General features: G+C 38.1%; 18 protein-coding genes. 9 read left to right on the top strand and 9 right to left on the bottom strand.

Features of this window, described 5'->3' with window-relative positions:
- Positions 1–2 precede the first annotated feature (2 nt).
- The gene (locus FVB32_RS16895; protein ID WP_147744999.1) at positions 3–1334 is read left to right on the top strand and encodes a DUF58 domain-containing protein; all 1332 of its coding nucleotides are present in this window, start codon (positions 3–5) and stop codon (positions 1332–1334) included.
- A gap of 9 nt (positions 1335–1343) precedes the next feature.
- On the opposite strand, the gene FVB32_RS16900 is transcribed toward FVB32_RS16895, so the two are convergent.
- Genes FVB32_RS16900 through mnmA form a run of 3 tightly spaced genes read right to left on the bottom strand, consistent with a single transcriptional unit; the run spans position 1344 to position 4003 of the window.
- Positions 1344–1826, bottom strand: coding sequence for a hypothetical protein (locus FVB32_RS16900; RefSeq protein WP_147745000.1), 483 nt, complete (start codon positions 1824–1826; stop codon positions 1344–1346).
- A gap of 39 nt (positions 1827–1865) precedes the next feature.
- Positions 1866–2810, bottom strand: coding sequence for an NAD(P)H-dependent flavin oxidoreductase (locus tag FVB32_RS16905; protein ID WP_147745001.1), 945 nt, complete (start codon positions 2808–2810; stop codon positions 1866–1868).
- Positions 2811–2812: 2 nt separating this feature from the next.
- Complete coding sequence (gene mnmA, locus FVB32_RS16910; RefSeq protein ID WP_147745002.1) at positions 2813–4003, bottom strand: tRNA 2-thiouridine(34) synthase MnmA; 1191 nt, start codon at positions 4001–4003, stop codon at positions 2813–2815.
- A 449-nt stretch (positions 4004–4452) separates the two neighbouring features.
- On the opposite strand from mnmA, the gene FVB32_RS16915 reads away from it, so the two are divergent.
- Both FVB32_RS16915 and FVB32_RS16920 read left to right on the top strand, forming a co-directional pair.
- Positions 4453–6339 (top strand): fasciclin domain-containing protein, encoded by a 1887-nt coding sequence (locus FVB32_RS16915; protein WP_147745003.1) that lies wholly within the window; start codon positions 4453–4455, stop codon positions 6337–6339.
- 77 nt (positions 6340–6416) lie between these two features.
- Positions 6417–8921, top strand: coding sequence for a fasciclin domain-containing protein (locus FVB32_RS16920; protein WP_147745004.1), 2505 nt, complete (start codon positions 6417–6419; stop codon positions 8919–8921).
- Positions 8922–9201: 280 nt separating this feature from the next.
- Here the strand turns inward: FVB32_RS16920 and yidC are convergent, their stop codons facing one another.
- The 3 genes from yidC to FVB32_RS16935 all read right to left on the bottom strand — a co-directional run bounded on the left by yidC (position 9202) and on the right by FVB32_RS16935 (position 13063).
- Positions 9202–11070 carry a membrane protein insertase YidC gene (yidC, locus tag FVB32_RS16925; RefSeq protein ID WP_147745005.1) on the bottom strand — a complete coding sequence of 623 codons (1869 nt, stop codon included), beginning with the start codon at positions 11068–11070 and terminating at the stop codon, positions 9202–9204.
- 67 nt (positions 11071–11137) lie between these two features.
- Positions 11138–12772: a CTP synthase gene (locus tag FVB32_RS16930; protein WP_147745006.1), complete on the bottom strand. Its 1635-nt coding sequence runs from the start codon at positions 12770–12772 to the stop codon at positions 11138–11140.
- Positions 12773–12829: 57 nt separating this feature from the next.
- A complete protein-coding gene (locus FVB32_RS16935) occupies positions 12830–13063 on the bottom strand; it encodes a DUF3820 family protein (protein ID WP_147745007.1) in 234 nt (77 codons plus the stop codon).
- 44 nt (positions 13064–13107) lie between these two features.
- Between FVB32_RS16935 and FVB32_RS16940 the strand changes: the two genes are divergently transcribed.
- Complete coding sequence (locus tag FVB32_RS16940; protein ID WP_147745008.1) at positions 13108–13968, top strand: hydroxypyruvate isomerase family protein; 861 nt, start codon at positions 13108–13110, stop codon at positions 13966–13968.
- Complete coding sequence (locus FVB32_RS16945) at positions 13961–15547, top strand: M81 family metallopeptidase (protein WP_147745009.1); 1587 nt, start codon at positions 13961–13963, stop codon at positions 15545–15547. Before FVB32_RS16940 ends, FVB32_RS16945 begins: the two co-directional genes overlap by 8 nt.
- Positions 15548–15556: 9 nt before the next feature.
- On the opposite strand, the gene FVB32_RS16950 is transcribed toward FVB32_RS16945, so the two are convergent.
- Complete coding sequence (locus FVB32_RS16950) at positions 15557–16303, bottom strand: LytR/AlgR family response regulator transcription factor (RefSeq protein ID WP_147745010.1); 747 nt, start codon at positions 16301–16303, stop codon at positions 15557–15559.
- Between the two features lie 9 nt (positions 16304–16312).
- Positions 16313–18124 (bottom strand): tetratricopeptide repeat-containing sensor histidine kinase, encoded by a 1812-nt coding sequence (locus tag FVB32_RS16955; protein WP_147745011.1) that lies wholly within the window; start codon positions 18122–18124, stop codon positions 16313–16315.
- A gap of 219 nt (positions 18125–18343) precedes the next feature.
- On the opposite strand from FVB32_RS16955, the gene FVB32_RS16960 reads away from it, so the two are divergent.
- The 4 genes from FVB32_RS16960 (at position 18344) to FVB32_RS16975 (ending at position 22122) form a co-directional block, all read left to right on the top strand.
- Positions 18344–18865 (top strand): hypothetical protein, encoded by a 522-nt coding sequence (locus tag FVB32_RS16960; RefSeq protein WP_147745012.1) that lies wholly within the window; start codon positions 18344–18346, stop codon positions 18863–18865.
- Positions 18866–18927: 62 nt separating this feature from the next.
- Positions 18928–20010, top strand: coding sequence for a hypothetical protein (locus FVB32_RS16965; protein WP_147745013.1), 1083 nt, complete (start codon positions 18928–18930; stop codon positions 20008–20010).
- An 8-nt stretch (positions 20011–20018) separates the two neighbouring features.
- Complete coding sequence (locus FVB32_RS16970) at positions 20019–21002, top strand: hypothetical protein (RefSeq protein WP_147745014.1); 984 nt, start codon at positions 20019–20021, stop codon at positions 21000–21002.
- 19 nt (positions 21003–21021) lie between these two features.
- Complete coding sequence (locus tag FVB32_RS16975; protein WP_147745015.1) at positions 21022–22122, top strand: hypothetical protein; 1101 nt, start codon at positions 21022–21024, stop codon at positions 22120–22122.
- 16 nt (positions 22123–22138) lie between these two features.
- Here the strand turns inward: FVB32_RS16975 and FVB32_RS16980 are convergent, their stop codons facing one another.
- Positions 22139–22627, bottom strand: a complete 489-nt coding sequence (locus FVB32_RS16980; protein ID WP_246139908.1) for a DUF922 domain-containing protein — start codon at positions 22625–22627, stop codon at positions 22139–22141.
- Positions 22628–22630: the final 3 nt, after the last annotated feature.

The following is a 22630-nucleotide window of genomic DNA, read 5'->3' on the forward strand; positions in this document are numbered from 1 at the left end:
GGATGCGCTTTCTAAAATCGTTTTACATACACAATAGGTTCTTCAGATACATCGCTTTTTTGGCGGCATGTTTTGTACTATCCTATTGGGTGCCTATCCTCTACCCTATAGGTTGGGTCTTGGTTTTCATTTTAATGGCCTTGTTTGTGTTCGATTGTTATCTTCTTTACACCACCCCAAATGCAATTCAATGTGAGCGGAATCTTCCACAGAAGCTTTCCAACAGTGACCACAATACCCTTACCATAAAACTTTCTTCAAAATATCCTTTTAAAACAGGAATAAGTGTCATTGATGAATTACCGGTGCAATTTCAAAAAAGGGATTTTGAACACAACATACATCTTCAAAAAGGCATCCCTTACCAATTTGATTATTCCGTTAGGCCTGTAGAACGGGGAGAATATATATTTGGCAATTTGAATATCTATGCTTCTTCTCCTTTTAGAATTGTTAAGAGGAGGTTCGTGTTTCAAAAAGACCAGATGGTTCCTGTATACCCTTCTATAATACAAATGCAACAATATGATTTTTTAGCCATCAACAATCGCCTAAGTGAATTCGGTTTAAAAAAAATACGGCGCATTGGACATACCCAGGAATTTGAACAAATAAAAGAATACATAAAAGGAGATGATATCCGAACTATAAATTGGAAGGCAACCGCAAAGAAGAACCAATTAATGGTGAACCAATATCAGGATGAAAAATCTCAGCCTATTTATTCCATTATTGATACAGGTAGAGTGATGAAAATGCCCTTCAATGGATTAAAACTATTGGATTATGCCATAAACGCAACCTTGGCTTTTTCCAATGTAGCCTTAAAGCGGAACGATAAAACCGGGATGATTACCTTTTCCAAAAACATAGAGACTTTTGTGCCCGCTGTGCAGAAAATTTCACACCTGAATACCATATTAGAAAAACTGTATAATATTACCACCGAGTTTACCGATTCAGATTTTGGCCTTTTGTATGCTCATATTAAACGTAAGGTCAACCAACGCAGTTTACTGCTTTTATACACCAACTTTGAACATATTTCAGCTTTAAAAAGGCAACTCCCCTATTTGCTGGCCATTGCCAAGAAGCATGTTTTAGTTGTTATTTTCTTTGAAAACACAGAATTGGAATCACTAATTGGCACAGATGCAGAAGATCTACAAACCATTTACCATAAAACCATTGCAGAAAAGTTTTCTTTGGAAAAAAGACTGATGCAAAGGGAATTGCAGCAATATGGAATTCAGACCATCTTGACCAAACCGGAAAGCTTGACCATAAACACGATTAATAAGTATTTGGAAATTAAGGCAAGAGGGCTACTTTGATAGCCTTTTCTAACGGGAAGAATTCATTAAGAATTTGGATGAGAATCCAAACGAAGTTAAGGTAGGTAACTTGTCTTGTTGAACCAATACATCCATGTCACTGTAATTAGTCCGAAAATTTATGGGTTCTAAGTACTCCGTAGTAAGACTTCCTCTAGGGCCTTGTTTGTTTCGTTTTTTGGAGAACACCTCAATGGCAACCCCTACGGTAATGCCACCTAAAATGGTTGCCGCCAAATCATCGTTATCCCACTGATTACCGTCCTGGCCTGCATCAATAGATTCTTTTGCTATTCCCGCCAGAGCACTTCCGACAACCGCTCCAACAAAAGTCCATGTTCTATTTCCATCAGAGATTTGTTTGGCAACACCAGCTCCTGCCAAACCAAATAATGCTCCCCCAGTAAAATGAAGTACTTTATCTCGTTCTACCTGTCCGTAGGACTGCATTAAAAACGCGAGGAGAAGTACTGTTGAGGTTAGTGTTTTCATCGACTAGTAAATGTAGAGAAAATCAATGAATTAAGTACTTCAGAAATTTCTGACCTCTTTTTTTGCTTTGTTGTATTCGTTGACCAAATCTTCCATTATTTGTGCAGTTGTTTTTATCTCATTGATCAATCCTGAAACTTGTCCTATTTCCAGTTCACCTTCAGTTAAATCTCCTTCAAACATACCCCGTTTTGCTCTTGCCCTACCCAATAAATCTTTTAAATCTTCAATAGTCGCTCCTCTGGCATACGCTTTTTGAATGTCCTCATAGAATTTGTTTTTCAGTAATCGGACTGGAGCTAATTCTTTAAGTGTTAAATGTGTATCTCCCTCTTTTGCAGCTATAATCTGTGCCTTAAATAAATCATGCGAAGAGCCCTCAGTGCTCGCGGCAAATCTACTTCCTATTTGAACACCATCTGCGCCTAAAACCCTAGCTGCCAACATCGCCTGGCCAGTAGCAATCCCTCCTGCCGCAATTAATGGAATGCTTATTTTTTCTCTTACGGAAGGAATCAAAACCATGGTGGTAGTTTCATCTCTTCCATTATGTCCTCCAGCTTCAAAACCTTCAGCAACAATGGCATCAACACCGGCATCCTGTGCCTTCAGGGCAAATTTTACACTACTAACTACATGTACTACCGTTATATCATGTTTTTTTAAATGATTGGTCCATGTTTTAGGATTTCCAGCAGAGGTAAAAACAATCTTAATTCCATTGGCAATTATAATCTCCATTAACTCCTCAATATTGGGATATAACATGGGAATATTTACACCAAAAGGTTTGGCGGTTGCTTTTTTACATTTCTCAATATGCTCCAAAAGGACATTGGGATACATGCTACCCGCTCCTAGAAGACCAAGACCGCCCGCATTGGAAACGGCAGAGGCCAATCGCCAGCCACTGGACCAAACCATTCCACCTTGAACTATGGGGTATTGGATTCCGAAAAGTTGCGTGATTTTATTTTGACCCATATTTAAGAAATAACTCCTGAGCCAATAAGTTCATCATTAGTATACCATGCCACAAACTGACCTTCAGTAATGGCGGATTGCTTTTCTTTGAAATCTACATACAAACCAAAGTCTGTTTTATACAAAGTGGCTTGCTGCAGTGGTTGTCTGTATCGAATCCTAGCCATCACCTCCATGCTCTCATCTATTTTTAAAGCCAAATCTTCCCTTACCCAATGCAACTCCTTATCATGTACAAAAAGTGTATGCCTCAATAAACCGGGGTGTGATTTCCCCTGACCGGTGTAGATAATATTTTTATCAACATCGGTTTCAATTACAAATAGCGGTTCCTTTGTTCCTCCGACGTTTAAACCCTTACGTTGGCCTATTGTAAAGTAGTGGGCTCCTTGATGTTCACCAACTACTTTTCCATCAGCTTCTGAATAAGATGGCTTTTCAGCATGAAAGGCTAGTTCCGCAGTTTTAGTATCGAACTTGGGGACACTTATATTAAACTGCTGGGCATCGTTAGGAACTTCAACAATTACACCTTTTTTCGGCTTCAATTTTTGTTGCAAGAATTCAGGTAAATGCACTTTTCCGATAAAGCATAGTCCCTGTGAATCTTTTTTATCCGCCGTTATCAAATCATTTTCTGTTGCAATCCTTCTTACCTCAGGTTTTGTGAGTTCACCAATTGGAAACAGCGTTTTTGAAAGTTGTGCTTGCGATAATTGACATAAAAAATAAGACTGATCTTTATTACCGTCCACACCAGCTAAAAGCTGGTACGTTTCTTCTCCATCATCATCTACCAACGTTCCTTTTCTACAGTAATGACCTGTTGCAACGTAATCGGCACCCAATTGCAACGCTATTTTTAAGAAAACATCAAATTTTATCTCGCGATTGCACAATACATCAGGATTTGGTGTTCTTCCCTTTTCATACTCGTTGAACATATAATCAACAATACGCTCTTTGTATTCTGTGCTTAAATCCACCGTTTGAAATGGGATTCCCAATTTCTCAGCAACAATAAGCGCATCATTGCTATCCTCTACCCACGGACATTCATCAGAAATAATCACAGAATCATCGTGCCAATTTTTCATAAACAGCCCAATGACCTCGTACCCCTGCTCTTTTAACAGATAAGCAGAAACACTTGAATCCACACCCCCAGAAAGTCCAATGACAACTTTTTTCATCATGCTCATTTAGCCCTGCAAAAGTACAAAAAGGTCACGGTTTATACTACCAGAGTCATAACCGTATTATTTAGAATCACGCCGGTAAAGTCCCAAGAAAAGATTAGTTCCATTTAATCTGAAAAAGCGGCATAAAAACAGAAAAATATTTGTCCATTCTGATTAAATAATTTTACAAAACACTAAACAAAGTAAAAAGATATGAAAATCTAATAAACGAATCTAAATTATAGGCTGCTTCAAATCCATAAACTGTTTTTCGAATAAAATGCATACTACACAAGCGTTCATAAAGGCTTTTCTGATTAATATTCATGAATAACATGTATTATCATGGATGCTAAACGCCAAAATTGTTAAACTTTTTATAAAAATAGTTAAACAGAAAGCAACCTATTTTGTTTAATAACATCTTTACAGCATTAAACAACATAAAATCATTTATACCCATGAAAGCACTAATGAAATTATCCCGATTAACCTTATTGGTTTTTACCCTGATTCTTACATCCTGTTCGGATGATGACGACAATTCAACACCAGTTGTACCATCAAGTAACATCGTAGAAGCTGCTATTGCTACTGCAGACTTAAGCAGCTTGGTAAGTGCCCTTCAAAAAGCTGATGAAAGCGCCGACAATGATCTAGTTAGTGCTTTAAGTGGAAATGGCCCTTTCACGGTCTTCGCGCCTACCAATGCTGCATTTGCAGACTTGTTTGCTCAATTAGATGGATTTGATTCCTTGGGTGACTTTAACAGCCAAGAGCTCCAAAACCTACTAGCTACCATTCTAACATACCACGTCATTCCTGGTACAGGTGCGCTTTCTTCTGATTTAAGTGATGGTCAAACTTTGACGACACTTCAAGGAGGTACTCTAGATGTTTCCACGCAAGGCGGTGTCTTTATTGGTGATGCTACAGATGTAGATGCAGAAGTGACCACCGCAAATGTTGAAACCACAAACGGTGTGGTACACATTATTAACAAAGTACTGTTGCCACAGCCTATTTTGGATGAATTGGCCGACATCATTTTGATTCCTATTACAGATTTAGCCCTTGGAAATGAAAATCTCGAAAGTTTAGTCGCAGCTTTAACCGCAGCTAATGGAGACTTGCCAACAGTATTAAGAGGAGATGGTCCTTTTACAGTATTGGCACCATCAGATGATGCTTTTACAGCTTTCTTGGATGGAGCAGAACTTGGAGATATCCCTGTTGATATTTTGACAAATGTATTATTGAATCACGTGATTGAAGGAGCTTTAATGAGTACCGATTTGGAAGGCTTAGGTTCTGGATATACAAACACATTGGCAACAGGTGCTGGTGACCAAAACATGAGTATTTTCTTTAATACTGCAGACGGGGTTGAATTCAATGCCGTTTCCTCCGTTGAAACACCAAATGTAAAAGCATTGAATGGTGTAATCCACATTGTAGATGCCGTAATTGGATTGCCAAACATTGTTGACCATGCCGTGGCAAATCCAAATTTAACCTCTTTGGTTGGCGCACTTACGGACGGTGGTAACACCACATTTACAGATTTACTTTCAACTGCTGATGAAGACTTTACCGTATTTGCTCCTATAAATGCTGCCTTTGATGCATTTACGAACCCAAGTTCCAACGATATCAATGATATACTTTCAAACCATGTTATTGTTGGTGCTGCCGCATTCTCTTCGGGATTGACCAACTCTTATGTCAATACCGCAGCGGAATTTGATACTGATGAGAATTTCAGTCTTTATATCAATACAGATGATGGAGTTACTTTAAATGGAGTAAGTAATGTGGCCATAGCAGATATCGTTGCTACTAATGGAGTGATTCATGCAGTGGATGCTGTAATAGACTTACCCAATGTAGTAAACTTTGTAGTAGCAGATCCAAATTTTGATTCCTTGGAAGCTGCTTTAACTACAGACGGACAACCTGATTTCATCCTTACATTGCTTGCCGATGGCCCATTTACCATTTTTGCACCAACAAATGAGGCCTTCCAATCTTTGTTGGATAGCAATGATATGTGGAACGGATTACCCGATATCGACTCTGGTTTATTGACCAGTGTTTTACAACATCATGTGATTTCCGGAGCCAATATACGTTCGGGAGACTTAACTCCTGATGGCGATACTGTCACTCCTGCAACCTTGGAAGGGGACAGCTTTACCATAACATTACCTGGCACGGATGGTAATATTGCCAATGTTACCGATGGTGCTGGCAATATGGGTATTGGTATTGATGCCGTGGATGTTCAAGCCGTAAATGGTGTTATTCATGTATTGGATGCTGTATTACTTCCAGATACTACAAATTAATTTTAAAAAGAGGGCCATTTTGAGAACAATGGCCCTCTTTTTTCACTTCAACAATTAACCCTTAACCCTTTTTGAAAATGAAAAAGACACTACAACTAAAGAGCCATTTTTTATTGATGGTTCTAGCGGTATTCACATTCTCATCATGCGATGACGAAGAAGACCAAACCGCATTCAACACGCTTAACGATGTTCGAAGTACTATTGTACAAACTGCACAAGCTACTGATGCACTAAGCTCCTTGGTAGCTGCATTGACAAAAGCAGATGAAAATGAAGAATCAGATTTAATTGGAGCCTTAAGTGGCAATGGCCCTTTTACCGTATTTGCCCCTACAAATGATGCCTTTACAGCCTTACTATCTGGTTTAGATGGTTTCGAATCCTTAGAGGATTTTGACACTCCTGAAGAAAAAGCATTATTGGCTACAATCCTAAAATATCATGTTGTTTCTGGTATTGCAGCAGCCTCAACCGACCTTAGCGATGGTCAAACCATTACTACTTTACAAGGAGAAGATGTTACTATAAGCCTAGATGGAGGAGTTTTTGTTTCGGATGTTACAGATATAGATGCTGAGGTAGTAATCCCCAATGTAAATGCTTCCAACGGAATAGTGCATGTAATTAACAAAGTGCTATTGCCACAAGAAATTATTGATGCACTTAATGGTGGAGAAGAAGGAAAGACTTTGGTTGAAATTGTGGTTGAAACAGAAGCTTTATCACTTTTAGAAGCGGCTGTTATCAAAGCTGGTTTGGTTGATACACTAAACAGCGAAGGCCCCTTTACTGTATTTGCTCCAACAGATGATGCTTTTGTAGCGTTATTGGATATTTTAGGTGATGATTATACTTCTTTGGAGGATTTTAATACCGATGAGGAGCTAGCGCTTCTTACAAATATATTACTGTATCATGTGGTTCCTGCCAAAGTTTTAGAAGCTGATTTGGCAGCTGGTGATGTGCCCACTGCCTTTACGGGCAATTCAATAGCTGTTATTGAAAAAGATGGAGGTTTTGTTATCGGTGATGCTTCTGATGTGGATGCTACCATTACGGGAACGGATATTATGGCCTCCAACGGAGTAGCACATACCATCAACAAGGTATTACTTCCTCAAGCCGCTTTGGATTTTGTTGCGCAATTACAATTGAAGAACATTGTAGAAATTGCAATAGAAACCGAAGACTTAAGTCTTCTAGTTGAAGCGTTGCAAACTGCGAATGCCGGTCTTGTTGAAACACTGAGCGGAAGTGGTCCTTTTACGGTCTTTGCGCCAACCAATGCCGCTTTTGTTGAATTATTGGGTATTCTAGGAGATAACTACAATAGTTTGGCCGATTTTGATACGCAAGAAGAGATTGATTTATTAATTGCCATTTTGACCTATCACGTAGTTCCAGATATTGCAGCACTTTCAACAGACTTATCTGATGGACAGCATATCCCAACCGTTTTGGGTGACAACTTAGGAATCAACATAAAAAATGGTAACGTTCATGTAGTCGATGCTACAGATACGAATGCTACCGTAGTTCTTCCAAATGTTGAAGCAAGTAATGGGGTTGTACATGTTATAAATAAGGTCTTACTGCCACAAGTTGCTTTGGATTTTGTTGCGCAACTACAATTGAAGAACATTGTAGAAATTGCAATAGAGACTAACGACCTAAGCCTGTTGGTAAAGGCATTGCAAACAGCCAACGCGGGACTTGTAGAAACCTTGAGCGGAGTTGGGCCATTTACTGTTTTTGCCCCAACAAATGCAGCTTTTGAAGAGCTTTTGGATATTCTGGGAGATGACTTTCATAGCTTAGAAGATTTTGATACCCCCGAAGAGATTGATATTTTAGTAAAAGTGTTAACCTATCATGTTGTGGTAGGTACAGCTGCCTTCTCAACAGATTTGTCCAACGGTCAACAAATTGAAACTTTCCAAGGCGAAAATGTTGGAATCAATATAAAAAATGGAACTGTGCATATTGAAGATGCCACAGATACCAATGCAACGGTTGTTTTGCCAGACGTAGAAGCAAGTAATGGTGTAGTACATGTAATTAACAAAGTACTATTACCTCAGGAAGTTTTGGATATTCTCTTTCCGCCAACACCTAATATTGTGCAGCTAGCCCAATCCGTGGACGACCTTAGTCTTTTAGTGGATGCATTGGTTCAGGCTGATGCAGGTCTTGTCAATGTATTGAGCGGCGATGGTCCTTTCACGGTTTTCGCTCCTACAAATAAAGCATTCCAAAACTTGCTTCATGCATTGGGAAATCAATACAACAGTCTTGAAGATTTTGATACAGACGAAGAAAAAGCCTTATTGGCCAAAATATTAACGTATCATGTTGTTGCTGGTAGTGCTGTAGCTTCTTCCGATTTATACAATCATCAAAGATTAAACACCTTTCAGGGGGAGTCCCTATTTGCAATTATCAATCATGGAATTTTCATTAGAGACAAAACCCATGTGGATGCCAAGGTAGTTGGTGCAGATAATGTTGCGAGCAATGGTATTGTCCATGTTATTGATAAAGTACTTTTGCCTGAAGAAGTTCTAAATGCACTACATTGATCTATATAATCTGAATATATAATTTGTAGGTTTTAATATTACTAAAAGCTCCGTTGATTAAAATCAACGGAGCTTTTTATCTATATGTCTTTACCGTTTATCGATGACACATCAAAAGAGGTCTCTTTACCATACAAAAACACCGTCTTTGACAACTATTAATTTTTTAGGCGAGTATTATGTCACATCTTTGAAGTCCCAAATCTTTCCAAACTATACCTAATCAATGGTGAAAGCTCCCCCAAATTCTGGGGGAGTTTTTGTTTTGTAGAAAAGTGTTTTAGCGTTTTCCCGTTTTCTTTTGGGCTTCAGCCTGCTCCATCATTTCACGCATCTTTTTCTGGAACTTGTTTTCCTTTTTAGGCTTTTTCTTGTTCTCCTGAATCTGCGCATGGATTTTATCCTCGTTCAAGATGTATTTTTTGATAGCCAACATAATAAAGATGGTAATCAAATTGGAAACAAAATAATACAAACTCAAACCACTTGCATAGTTGTTAAAGAAGAACAACATCATTACAGGAGATAGGTACATGATAAACTTCATGTTTGGCATACCTGGTTGTTGTTGCATTTGCATACTCTGCCCTGTGGTCATCGTCATATAGAAGAAGATAGCAACCGATGCCAAAATTGGAAAAAGACTTACGTGGTCTCCATAAAACGGAATGGCAAAGGGTAAATTGAAAATAGTATCATAAGAAGATAAATCTTCCGCCCATAAAAATGACTTTTGTCTCAACGCAAAGGACGTTGGGAAAAACATGAACAGTGAGTAAAAAATGGGCAACTGTAACAATGCCGGTATACAACCACTCATGGGACTTACCCCTGCCTTATTGTACAGCTTCATGGTTTCTTGCTGCTTTTTCATCGCGTTATCCTTCAACCGCTCATTGATTTCTGTAATCTCTGGTTTTAATACTTTCATCTTCGCCTGTGAGAGGTAAGATTTATAAGTAACCGGAGATAATGCCAAGCGCACCACAATGGTCATCACAATAATGGCAATTCCAAATGGTAGGAAAGAGCTCAAAAAAGTATAAAAGGGAGTAAACACATGCCTATTTATCCATCCAAAAATTCCCCATCCAAAAGGAATCGATTCTACCAATCCTAAATCTTTATAGTCATCTAAAACCTTTACGTCTGTTGGACCATAATACCAATGCATACTTTGGGAAAGTTCTCCCGCTTGTAATTCCAAAGCTGTCTTGGTAGTATAGGCTTTTGTAAATAATGTCTCTTTACTTTCTTCCTCAACTAAATTTGTGGAACTAAGTGCTGCACTCTTAAAGTGGGTATCTGTTGCCAAAATAGAACTGAAAAAATGCTGTCGGTAAGACAACCATTTCACATCTGTTTCGGTCTCTTCGTCTAAATCGCTACTCTCTGAAAGCTTGCTGATTTTATCTCCATCATGATTATACGTTAAACGGGTATAGCGATTTTCGTATAGAACACTTTTGTCATGTCTGATTCCTTTAAGATTCCATTCCAAATCAATGGGCCGAGTTGAATTAATGACACCGTTCAATCCTTGAGATCGAATAGTAAAATCCACCAAATAATCATTTGGTTTCATCTCATATCGATATTCTAAAAATTGATTTTGCGAAATCTTGGCTTTCATGGAAAGCACTTGATTATCTCCGTTGTTTGAAAATGAAGGTTCAAAAAACAAATCTAAAGTGTTCAACACCCTATTATCCGAAGTAGAAAAATTTATCCCAAATTCAGCATTTCCATCTTTAACCAAATATATTGGAATAGAGTCATGGTCAACAAAATTCTTCATTCTGGCTTCTACAATCTGGCCACCTTTGTTGTCCACCTCCAAATAAAGCACCTCATTTTCTAATTTTGTAGTTCCCTCCGAGGCCTTGGTAAAACCAAACGCTCCAACAGCACTCTTGTAGCTTGCTACTGCGGTAGAATCTTGTAAATTAATTGATGTAGGTTCATTATCTTGAACAGATTCAACAACAGTTTCAGATTCCGTAACTGCTGCTTCAATCTTTTCTTGCTCTGCTTTTTGGGCCTCTAATTCTTCAGGGGTAGGCTGATTTTGGTAAAACATAAAAATGAGTATCCCAAAAATCAATACAAAACCAATAATGGAATTGATATCCAACTTCTTTTCTTCCATGAAAGTTATTTAGTGAAAATCTCTATCTCAGGTTTTCAGGTGGCAAATATATGTCCAAAAACGGAGTTTATGCCAAACTGGCATTAGTTTGTTGCTGCTTTTGCACTAAAACCGCTTTTACAAACCCTACAAACAAAGGATGAGGACTTGCTACTGTACTTCGATACTCTGGATGGTATTGCACACCTACAAACCATGGATGCGAAGGAATCTCAATGACCTCTACCAAGCCTGTTTTTTGGTTTAGCCCTGTTGCAACTAATCCAGCCGCTTCCATTTGAGCTTTATAGTCATTATTATATTCAAAGCGATGGCGATGGCGTTCTTTAATATCGGTTTTTCCATAGACTCCATGTACCAAACTATCTTCTTTTAGCTGGCAATCCCATGCACCTAAACGCATAGTCCCACCCATGTCGGTCACCAACTTCTGTTCTTCCATTAAGCTAATGACAGGATTGGATGTTTTTTCATCCATCTCGGTTGAATTTGCATCGCTTAATCCTAACACATTACGAGCAAATTCTATTACGGCCATTTGCATCCCTAAACAAATTCCTAAAAAAGGGATGTTGTTTTCACGGGCATATTGAACGGCTAAGATTTTACCTTCAATACCTCTTTCGCCAAATCCGGGAGCGACTAAAATACCGTCTAATCCCATCATTTTTTTATCAATATTCGCTTCGGTAATATGCTCAGAATGTATGGATTGTATTTCTACCTTTACCTCATTTGCAGCTCCAGCATGTATAAACGACTCCAAAATGGATTTATAGGAATCTTGAAGCTCAACATATTTACCAATAAGCCCAATGGTTACTTGGTTCTTTGGATTCTTGTGCTTATTTAAAAATTGTTTCCATTGCTCAAGATTTGGTTCTGTTTCTTGTGGAAGTGCCAATTTTTCCAAAGCCACTTTGTCCAATCCCTCCTCTTGCATGAGCATGGGAACATCGTAAATGGTGGACGCATCGATAGATTGAATTACCGCTTCTTGTTTTACATTACAGAAGAGCGCAAGCTTTTCCTTAATATCATCAGAAATCTCATGTTCTGTTCTACAAACCAAAATATCAGCTTTTATTCCACTTTCCATTAAGGTTTTTACAGAATGCTGGGTAGGTTTGGTTTTTAATTCACCTGCTGCAGAAAGAAACGGAACCAAGGTCAAATGAACCACCATTCCATTGTTATCTCCCAATTCCCATAAAAGTTGTCTAACGGCTTCTATGTATGGTAAAGATTCTATATCACCGACAGTACCACCAATTTCTGTGATTACAATATCATAATCCCCACTATTTCCCAATATCTGGATGCGCTGCTTTATCTCATTGGTAATGTGTGGAACAACCTGTACCGTTTTTCCTAAAAACTCCCCTCTGCGTTCCTTTTCAATAACACTTTGGTAAATCCTTCCGGTGGTAACATTGTTTGCCTGTGAAGTGCGAACATTTAAAAAACGCTCATAATGTCCCAAATCCAAATCGGTCTCAGCACCATCATCGGTCACATAGCATTCGCCATGCTCATAAGGATTTAATGTCCCTGGATCAACATTGATATAGGGATCTAACTTTTGTATGGTCGTCCGGTAACCTCTGGCTTGTAGTAACTTGGCCAAAGATGCAGCGATAATTCCTTTTCCTAAAGAGGAGGTAACGCCACCCGTAACGAAAATGTACTTGGTCTGTGACATATTGGGATTTCTATTACGGGGTGTAAAGTTACAAATTGCCAGCAGAAAACCAGATCATTACTTAGGAAATTCTTTTTGAATTTGTCTTATGAGAGGTTCCAGCCCATTGTCCTTAACATCTAACATCGTATTTAAGTGTTCTCCCAAGGTTCCTCTTGGAAATCCTTTCCGCCTGAACCATACCAAATAAGCCAAAGGCAAATCCACCAAATAACGGTCTTTGTACTTGCCAAAAGGCATTTTGTAATGCGCAAGTTCCAATAGTTTAGCTTTGTCAGGTCGGATTTCCATTTGTATTTCTAAAATACTATCTTTCTAGGTATAAACATCTCATCATGAAGAGAAGAAATTTCATAGCAACCGCTGCCGTTGGTTCTGCCGGTATGGTAACTACCTCATCTTTAGCACAGAGTCAGCAACACAAGGATTTTGAGTTGAAGAACAATATTAACCATAGTGTATGCCAATGGTGCTTTAATCATTTACCTCTAGAAGAATTTCTTCAAATATTAAATGGATTAGGGATTAAAGCCATTGATCTTATCGGTCCCAAAGATTGGCCGCTTTTAAAAAAATATGATATTTATTGCTCCATGTGCAATGGCGCGGAAATTAGTTTGACAGAGGGATGGAACGACCCCAAATATCATGAAGAGCTTATTCAAAATTATACAACTATTATTCCCCAAGTAGCAGAAGCTGGTTACACCAATCTTATCTGCTTTAGTGGAAACAGAAGAGGAATTAACGACTATGTTGGGCTTCAAAATTGTGTTGATGGGCTTTCCAAAATAATGCCCTTGGCCGAGAAGCACGGCGTTGTTATTCAAATGGAACTTTTTAATCAGGTAAACCATCCAGACTATATGTGTGACAGTTCAATTTGGGGGGTCGAGCTCTGTAAACATTTGGGTAGTGACAATTTTAAACTATTATATGATATCTACCATATGCAAATTCAAGAGGGAGATATTATTCGAAGTATTCAAAACTACCATCCCTATTTTGGGCATTACCATACAGCAGGTGTGCCGGGTAGACATGAAATTGATGAAACCCAAGAATTGTATTATCCAGCCATTATGAATGCTATTTTAGATACTGGGTTTAAAGGCTATGTCGCCCAAGAGTTTATTACCACTTGGGATGATAAGATTGCAGCACTCAAAGATGCTTTTTTACGATGTGATGTGTAAACTACAAATAACAGGTGTTTTGAAAAACATAATTCTAATCCTCACATCGGCATTACTTATATCTTCTTGTAACTTAAATATTTCGAAAAAAGAAAATAAGCTTCCTAAAATTGCCATCGCGGGCATCGCAATAGAATCCAGTACCTTCTCACCCGCATTGAGTCATATAGAAGCTTTTCACCCAGTAACCGGAGATGTCATCTTTGATTCCTATCCCTTTTTTAATGTGGATTCCATTAATCGAAAACGTGCATATTGGATTCCTACTTTAAGAGGAAGGTCCCTGCCAGGAGGTATTGTTACAAGAGAAGCTTATGAGACCATGGTAAACAAGACATTGGACATGCTAAAAGAAAACGTTCCCTATGACGGGTTGTTTTTTGATATTCATGGTGCAATGAGTGTTGTAGGATTGGATGATCCCGAAGGAGATTTCATTAAAAGGATTAGAGAGGTGATTGGCACCAAAACTCTAATTTCAACCTCAATGGATCTTCATGGTAATGTTTCACAACTACTGGCAAAACACACAGATTTAATTACCTGCTATCGTATGGCACCACATGAAGATGCCCTAGAATCTAAAAAAAGAGCTGTAGATAATCTTTTGGATAGAATTGAAAGTGGTAAGGGAAAACCTAAATACAAAGCATGGGTTCCTGTACCAATTTTACTTCCCGGTGAAAAAACAAGCACTAGAATTGAACCTGGGAAAAGTTTATACGCAAAGGTAGCACCAGTCGCCTCACAAGAAGGAATTGTTGATGCGGCTATATGGATAGGTTATGCATGGGCAGATGAACCAAGAAACCATGCAGTCGTCATGGTAACCGGAGATAAAAAAGAAATAGTGATCGATTCCGCAGAAAAATTGGCCTCCAGTTTTTGGGAAGAGCGCAATAATTTTGAGTTTGTTGCCCCAACTGCTTCTTTAAAAGAAAGTCTTGACATGGCCATTTTGAGTGACAAACATCCATTCATTATTAGCGATATGGGTGATAATCCAACAGCTGGAGGAGCTGGTGATGTAACGTGGACACTGCATAGAATAATGGAACGACCAGAATTTCAATCCTCAAATGGCCCCTCACTTATTTATGCATCCATTCCAGGACCTGAATTTGTAGAAAAAGCTGTTGAGCTTGGAGTTGGGGGAAAGATAGATGCTTTAGCAGGAGCTGATATTGACGATAGATATGCTCCACCTATTCGTCTTGCAGGAACTATTTCCGCCATTAAGCATGGTGATAAACATGCCGAAACCGAAGTTGTGGTTAATGTGGGCAGTATTAATGTGATTGTAACCAAAAAACGCAAACCTTATCATAAGGAATCGGATTTCACTCATTTGGGTTTAAATCCTAGAGAAACGGACATTGTAGTGGTAAAAATAGGCTATCTGGTTCCAGAATTATACGATATGAGGGCAGATTGGATAATGGCACTCACGCCTGGTGGCGTAGATCAAGATTTAGAACGTTTAGAGTACAAAAGAATCCAAAGACCCATGTTTCCTTTTGATAAAGACATGGAAGAACCAGATTTATCGGCAAGGTTAATACCAGCTTCTAATAAATAATAGTAAGCATTACAATCCCGAGAGCCTTTTTAGAAATTCTTCTTTTCTTCTTACCGCAATTTCAACACGACTGCCATCTGTCATCAGTGCATATCCTCCTTTGCCTTTGATATACTTTTCCACCATTTTAAGATTTACTAGATGGGAATGATGTGTTCTAAAAAAGTGATGGGATTCCAACAACGCTTCAAAGTATTTTAAAGTTTTGGCTACAGTAGCCTTTGTTTTATTGGTTAAAAAAAGGTGTGTATAGTTAGTATCTGATTGACATCTAACAATTTTATCAATAGAATGGAATGAAATACCATCAATTGTTGGGACAGCTATTTTTTTTAATCCGGATTGCTCTTTAAAGTTATGAAGGAGCACTTCTAACCTTTTTGACGTGTCCTTAAGGCCTGCTTTTTCCTTGATTTTAGCCAATGCCCGCTCAAAGTCATCTTGGGCAACAGGTTTTAACAGGTAATCAATAGCTGAAAACTTAAAGGCATCAACCGCATATGCATCAAAAGCCGTGGTAAATACAATTTCAAAATCTATGGTTGTCAGTTGTTCCAATAAATCAAATGCGGTTTCCTCATTTAGGTGAACATCTAGAAAAACAACATCGGGCTTTGTTGTTGGTATGGTTTTAAGTGCCTCATGAACAGTTCTGCACTGAGAAATTATCTGAATATCATCTTCCACAGATTCTATCAACCTTATGATGTGGTCAATACAGTGTTGTTCATCGTCAACAATAATGGCTTTTAGCATACCCTATAATTAAAAACGAAGTTCTAATGGCAATTTTAACTCCACTCGAAGCCCCTGCTCTTTATCAAACATTTCAATACTTCCCTTGACTTTTTTAAGCTCACTGATGATATCCAACCTATTCTTAGTGATTTTTAGCCCCATCGAGTTTTTATCCGATTGGACATCCAATGTTTTCCTTCTCCCCACTCCATTATCATCCACAATACAAACCACCATATCCTCTTCTTTTTTTATATGGATATCTATTTCGCCAGGATGCTTTCCATTAGCAATGCCATGCCATATGCTGTTTTCAATAAATGGTTGTAACATTAATGGAGGCACTAAGGTATTCTCAGCATCAATAATTTCATCCACTTTAATGGTGTGACTTAATTTGTTTTGAAGGCGAAGAGACTCAATTTGAATATACAATTCGATTAGTTCCAAATCCTCTTGAAGGGTAATCCACTTTTTTTCTGAGTTTTCAAGAATTGCCCTCGTAAGTTTGGCAAATTTCAACAGGTAAGTGTTTGCCATTTCCACATCATTTTTAACCACATAATCGCTGATAGAGTTCAAGGCATTAAAAATAAAATGGGGATTCATTTGAGAACGAAGTGCCTTTAATTCGGTTTCCGCAACTTTAGTATGGAAATCAGCAAGCTTCTTTTGATCCAAAGCATCGCGCCGGCGCTTATAAAGCATATAACCAATCATAGAAGCTAGTAACAATAGGATACCTCCTATAATTGCTACATTTTTAACAAGACGTTGTCTGCTTATTTCCTCATCTGCTTCGACCTGCTGTTTCTCCAACTGAAACTGCATTTCCTTCTTGGTAAGTTCTGCTTTCTTTTCTTCATTTAGAACACTATCCCTAAGTTGAATATGATTTTTATAGGCGGTAAGTGCTTCTTCCATATTTCCCTGCTGCTCATTCACAGTACTCAACAGTTCCCAGGAATCTGCCTGCCATTCTACAGCATTAATTTCTTTGGACATCGCCAAACCTTCTTCAGCTTTTGATTTAGCCTCGTCCAAGTTTCCCAAAGCAAGATTCACTTTCCCTAGACTATTCAATGCCGAAGCTTCTATATATTTAATTTGGGATTCTTTTGCTAAATCCGCTGCTTGTTGATAATATTCCAAGGACGTGTTATAGGCTTTTTTATCCTTATACATAATCCCAAGGTTATTAATGATTCCGGCAATGAAATATGGATTCTTCTCCTCTTTTGCCAAGACCAGTGCAGAATCTAAATACGCTATTCCCACGTCCTGATTTCCCAAATCACCATACACCAATCCAATATTGGTCAATGCTCTAGCCTCATCTGGTCTTTGCTGAAGTGTTCTTGCTGTTTTTAAATACAGAAAATAATTCTCCAGTGCTTTCTGATTTTGTTTTAAATCTGCGTGTATGTTCCCGATGTTACCATACAGACTGGCTTCAAGCATTTTATGGTCTGATGTCTGCGCAATTTTTAGTCCTTCCTGAAAAGCATCCATGGCATTTAAATTATCTGCCATTACATAATACAGGTTTCCTTTTTGCCTCCATGCGCTAATGCTCCCCCTTGGCCAATTTAACTGGTTGGAAATTTCTATGGCTTCATCTACATATTTAAAAGCATCTTTTGGATTGGTATGCGTCATATTCCAAGCGGCATTCACCAAATATCCGACTCTAATGGTATCCTTTTGCGTATGTTGGGCTAACTGATTAAGTAGAGAGTCCAATATTTTGGTTTGAGCAAATGCATTACAGGAAAATAGTAATGCGAAAAATAGAGGTAAGCCTATTTTAAAGGTTTGGTGGGGTTTTGGTTGCTTCATACATTTCAAATGTAATGGATTTCCATTTTCAAAAACATACTCTTTTCAGAAATAGCAGCTATTTCAAAATAAATCAAGAAAAAGGATGCCTACGTCTTTCACAGTTATCATCAATTACACCACAGTTAACACTAAAGCATTCACATATAATAAATACCGATGGCAAATAGCAACTGTAACGCTTAAATTTCATGTTTTCATTTATTAAAACATGGCACTATGGGCATTACAAAGAAAATTATACTTGGCATCTGCTTATTCTCTCTTAACCAAATTATCTGTCAAGGGAAAAAAAAGGACGACAACCAAGTAAAGGAAGTTTCAAAAGTGGATAAAACCACAGAAGAGATAAAAGAAACTACAGAGAATACCAACGATGCCATTAACAGCACGGTAAAAAATTCAAAGGAAACACTTAAGACGATAGGCTCCATTTTTAGTTCTGGAAAAAAGAACAAAACAAAAACCAAAGGAACTGTTGTAGTTGATATTCAACAAATTACTTACAACGATCAGCGATTGGGCAAATTATATAGTTATCTTACAGATGCCAAAGGCGTTAAAAAAGCGTCACGAAGTTTTACCGATGGAAATGCATCCATAACCATAACTTTTAAGGAAAGTGCTGACCATTTATGGCAAGCTGTACCTATTGAAATTCAGAGTATGTTTAAAATGGTTGAAATGAGCGAAAACCGAATGCTTTTACAATTGGCGCAAAACAAAGTTGACGGAAAGTAATGCTTGCAACGCTATACATTTTACTGAATAAGCTACAATACCTAAACGAAACAGTAAGTACCATGAAAATCACCAACCTCAATCTATTGCATTGGGCTTTTATACTTCTATTGTCCATGCCCACTTTAGCAGTTGCCCAATCCGAGGAAGAACTAAAAGCAACAGCCGAAAAGGCATATGAAAACATCATTTCGTTTGCTCCGACATCCAAAAAATTCTTGACCATCCATTTGCAAACCAACAATGGTTTGTTGCGCTTTGGCGAACCAGATAACTATTTTACTTTACCAGATGGCAGCTACGTAAACCATAAATCGCAAGCGGTATACCAAGAGGCTGATAAAAAATCTTGGCAAGTAGGGCTGGGCCAAAGAGCATATTATGAGCTTTTACGGTTTAAATACATGTCAGACATTTATAAGGACATCGACAAGGAGTTGTTTACAAAATACTCCAGTAGTATGTACAAGGAAGATAAGAATTCTTGGATGGCGCAGACCAATTTATTAAAACTGGCCAATGCGGTCACCCATGTCACCGAGATGCCTCGTTTTTTTTGCAATCCTAAGGAAAAATGCCACTATGATGTTACTGGAGAGAAGTACTACCATAGAAATGTTGGAGATGTTATGCCGTGGGGAGGTAGGGGTGCCAGTGAGTTTAAGCAATTAGGCGCTTACACGGCTTACGTAAATGAAAATCTTTCTGCTTTACAGCAATGGAAAAATGATTTTTTTCAAAATGATACAGAGGAAGGTTATTTGGTGGTAAAAGCATATATAAGGAACTACGATTTTTCAAACAAAGGATATTGGTTATCACCCAGAACCAATTTGGTCACTGGAAAAATATTCAAGCGTATGGAACTACAACCCCAAAATTCCAACGAGCGAAAGTTTGTTTCTCCAAGAGGTATCAACATTTTATATGAAATGTCTCCTGAGAAAGCCGAAAAGTTTTCCGAAGAGGTTAAACAACTATATATGGTGTTTAAAATTGAAATCACAATAAAAGGAATGGAAGCCAATTATGAATATGTAGATGCCGATTATGCATTTAAAAGCCCCATCATAGCGCTTTACACCGACGATAGCCTTACCAAAAAGGTTGGCGAAATATCCATGGAAACCATGACCACAAAATAACTTCCTAAATGCAAAAAATACATCAATCTTTTACTATCATATTGGCCGCTATGCTGCTTCTGAGTTCTTGGTGGTCATTTGCCCAGGAATCCAAAGAAGACTTGATTACCTATGCTGCTCCCAACAGCAAATTTGTGGACATCAACATACAATCCCATAAGGGTCTTCCTAGGTTTGGGGACCTCTATTTTGTACGTGGGGTGACCCCACCGACTAATCCGCAAGCCTATAATCAACTTTTGAAAATGAAATACTTGGTCGATGCGTATAACGATATGAATAAAGAGATGCTAACGGACTATGATCAAAGTAGGTCTGGCGACAAAAAATTGGAGAACTCTTTTATGACTCAGTCTCAATTATTGCTGCTGGCCAGTAAAATTTGCACCGAAAATGAGCTTAAAAAATACTTCTGCCCTGAAAAATCTTCCAAACCTTGCACTTTTATAAATACATATGGGCAAAGAAGCAATATAGGTCATTGGGGTGGTGATAGAGGGAACAAATTTGCTCAAATTAGAAGCTACAAAGCTTTTATCAAAGAAAACCTCTCAGATCTACAAAACTGGAGCACTACCCTATTTAAAAATGATATGGAATTGGCCTATATGGTAAGTCGCACATTTGTCGCCGACGCCTATGATTTTCAACATAAGGGCTATTGGATAAAAGGGAATGTGGGAGGCCCATCGCCATTAATTAGTAACATCCGCTTTGCGCCTTATGGGCAAGATCAGCAAAACATGGGTCGAGTAAAATTTCTATTGCCTATTACCCCAGAAAAAGCCAAAAGTTTACGGTTCCAGCAAAGGTCTCCAATATTTATTGTAGCCAAAGTAAAAATCTATCCAGATAAAGAAATTAGCTCACCTGGTAATAGCACCCCTTTTGCGTATGAATTGGAAAACACTACCCTTGAAGTGTATAAAGACAATGCGTTAACCGAAAAAATTGGTGAAATTTCTATTGAAAATGCCACTACAAAATATTGATAACCGCTTTAACCGTATCATGAGAACAAGATCCCAAAAGAACATTCAGACAGCATTAATGCTATTAGCACTAGGAGTTTTTTCCAATATCCTCTTTTCACAAACGGCCAATGAATCGGTTGATATGAGCGATATTACCACCATAACATCTCCATCACCTAAATTCAAGCATATTTATCTGCAATCCCATAAAGGCTTACCTCGGTTTGGTGCGCAAAACATGTATCACAAATTGAATGAGCGAGGGGGTGTTATAGGAATAGACAGAGTGAAAAATGACCTTGTTAAGCAGAGCTATCAGAATTACTTTAATCTGCTATTCATGAAATTCTTATCCACGGAATATGATGATATCGACCGTGAATACTTGACCGAAGTAACTTATGAAAACAGAGATAATAAAAAAGACATTAATTCCAAAGTGGTTCAAGCAAACCTCCATGCGTTGGCACTTGGGTTAGGTTCCAAAAGTCAAGTCACACAGTATTTTTGTGACCAAGAAGATGGTAATTGTAGGTTTAAAAGAAATTGGAGTGGTACACGCGATGATTTCGAAATTCAAGAAAAATATGCTGCTTATGTAAAAGAGAATCTGGATGATTTAAGAGCTTGGAGCAAAACGCTGTTTAAAGACAATAGGCTAAATGCCTATTGGGTACACAAATATGAGTTCAATCCATATGGCAATCCAGTATTACAGTACGATTTTGAGAAAAATGGCTATTGGGTTGATGTTTACCCTAGCGGAAGGAACCATCATCAAAAGGGATTTCAATACCATGGTGATGAGGCCTTTTTCTTTGAATTCCTTCCTGAAACCGCCTATGGAAATAACCATTTGAATATCATGAATGATGGTAACAACTTTTGGCCCAAGATGCTCTTAAAACTCTCTCCTTCTGATGCCGAAGCACTTGTTGACCGAAAGACAAGAAATTTGTATGCTACTTTTCATGTAAATATCATTTTTAAAGAAGTGAATAATTCCCATGCTGGTTTGCCTCAATTAACGTATACTTTTCACCTGACAGACCCAATCATAACCTTTTATGAGGATGTTGAATTAACCCAAAAATTAGCAGAAATTTCTTTGGAGCAACCTATTTATAAGGAGAATTAATAGATTTTGGAGCGGCTTAGCTATGCTCTTTTAATGCCATGGCAATTTTTTTGTTCCACTCCAATTGTTTTTTGGGGTTTCTGGAAAAGCTGGTTTCCCAATCGTACTGATCCTGAAAATCTTGAAGTTCTTGTAAAATCTCTTTATATATCTTACGTATCTCTGCTTTTACATTGTCAGAAAATGAAGTACGTTTTAACCTATTTCGCATCTTACGCGCAAAAAGTTCAGAGATATCAAAGTGAAGTTGTTCATGACTTAAAATTAGGTCATCACAAATTTCAGGTTTGTACCACGATTCATTTGGATAGAAATAAGTATTCACTTCAAAATCCAGTTCTACTTCATGATGAATTAGATTTGCCGAATATTTATAACTTATTCCACTAGCTGTAGTAGCGGCAGGTACTGCCGCTGGTGGCACTTTACCTTTAAAATCTTTCCATGTAAGCCTAGTATCCTTATCCCATAAAACACCCTCTTCAATCTCTTGGGCATATCCCAAAAA

This window comes from Flagellimonas hymeniacidonis, from assembly GCF_008040165.1.
Classification (GTDB): Bacteria; Bacteroidota; Bacteroidia; order Flavobacteriales; family Flavobacteriaceae; genus Flagellimonas; species Flagellimonas hymeniacidonis.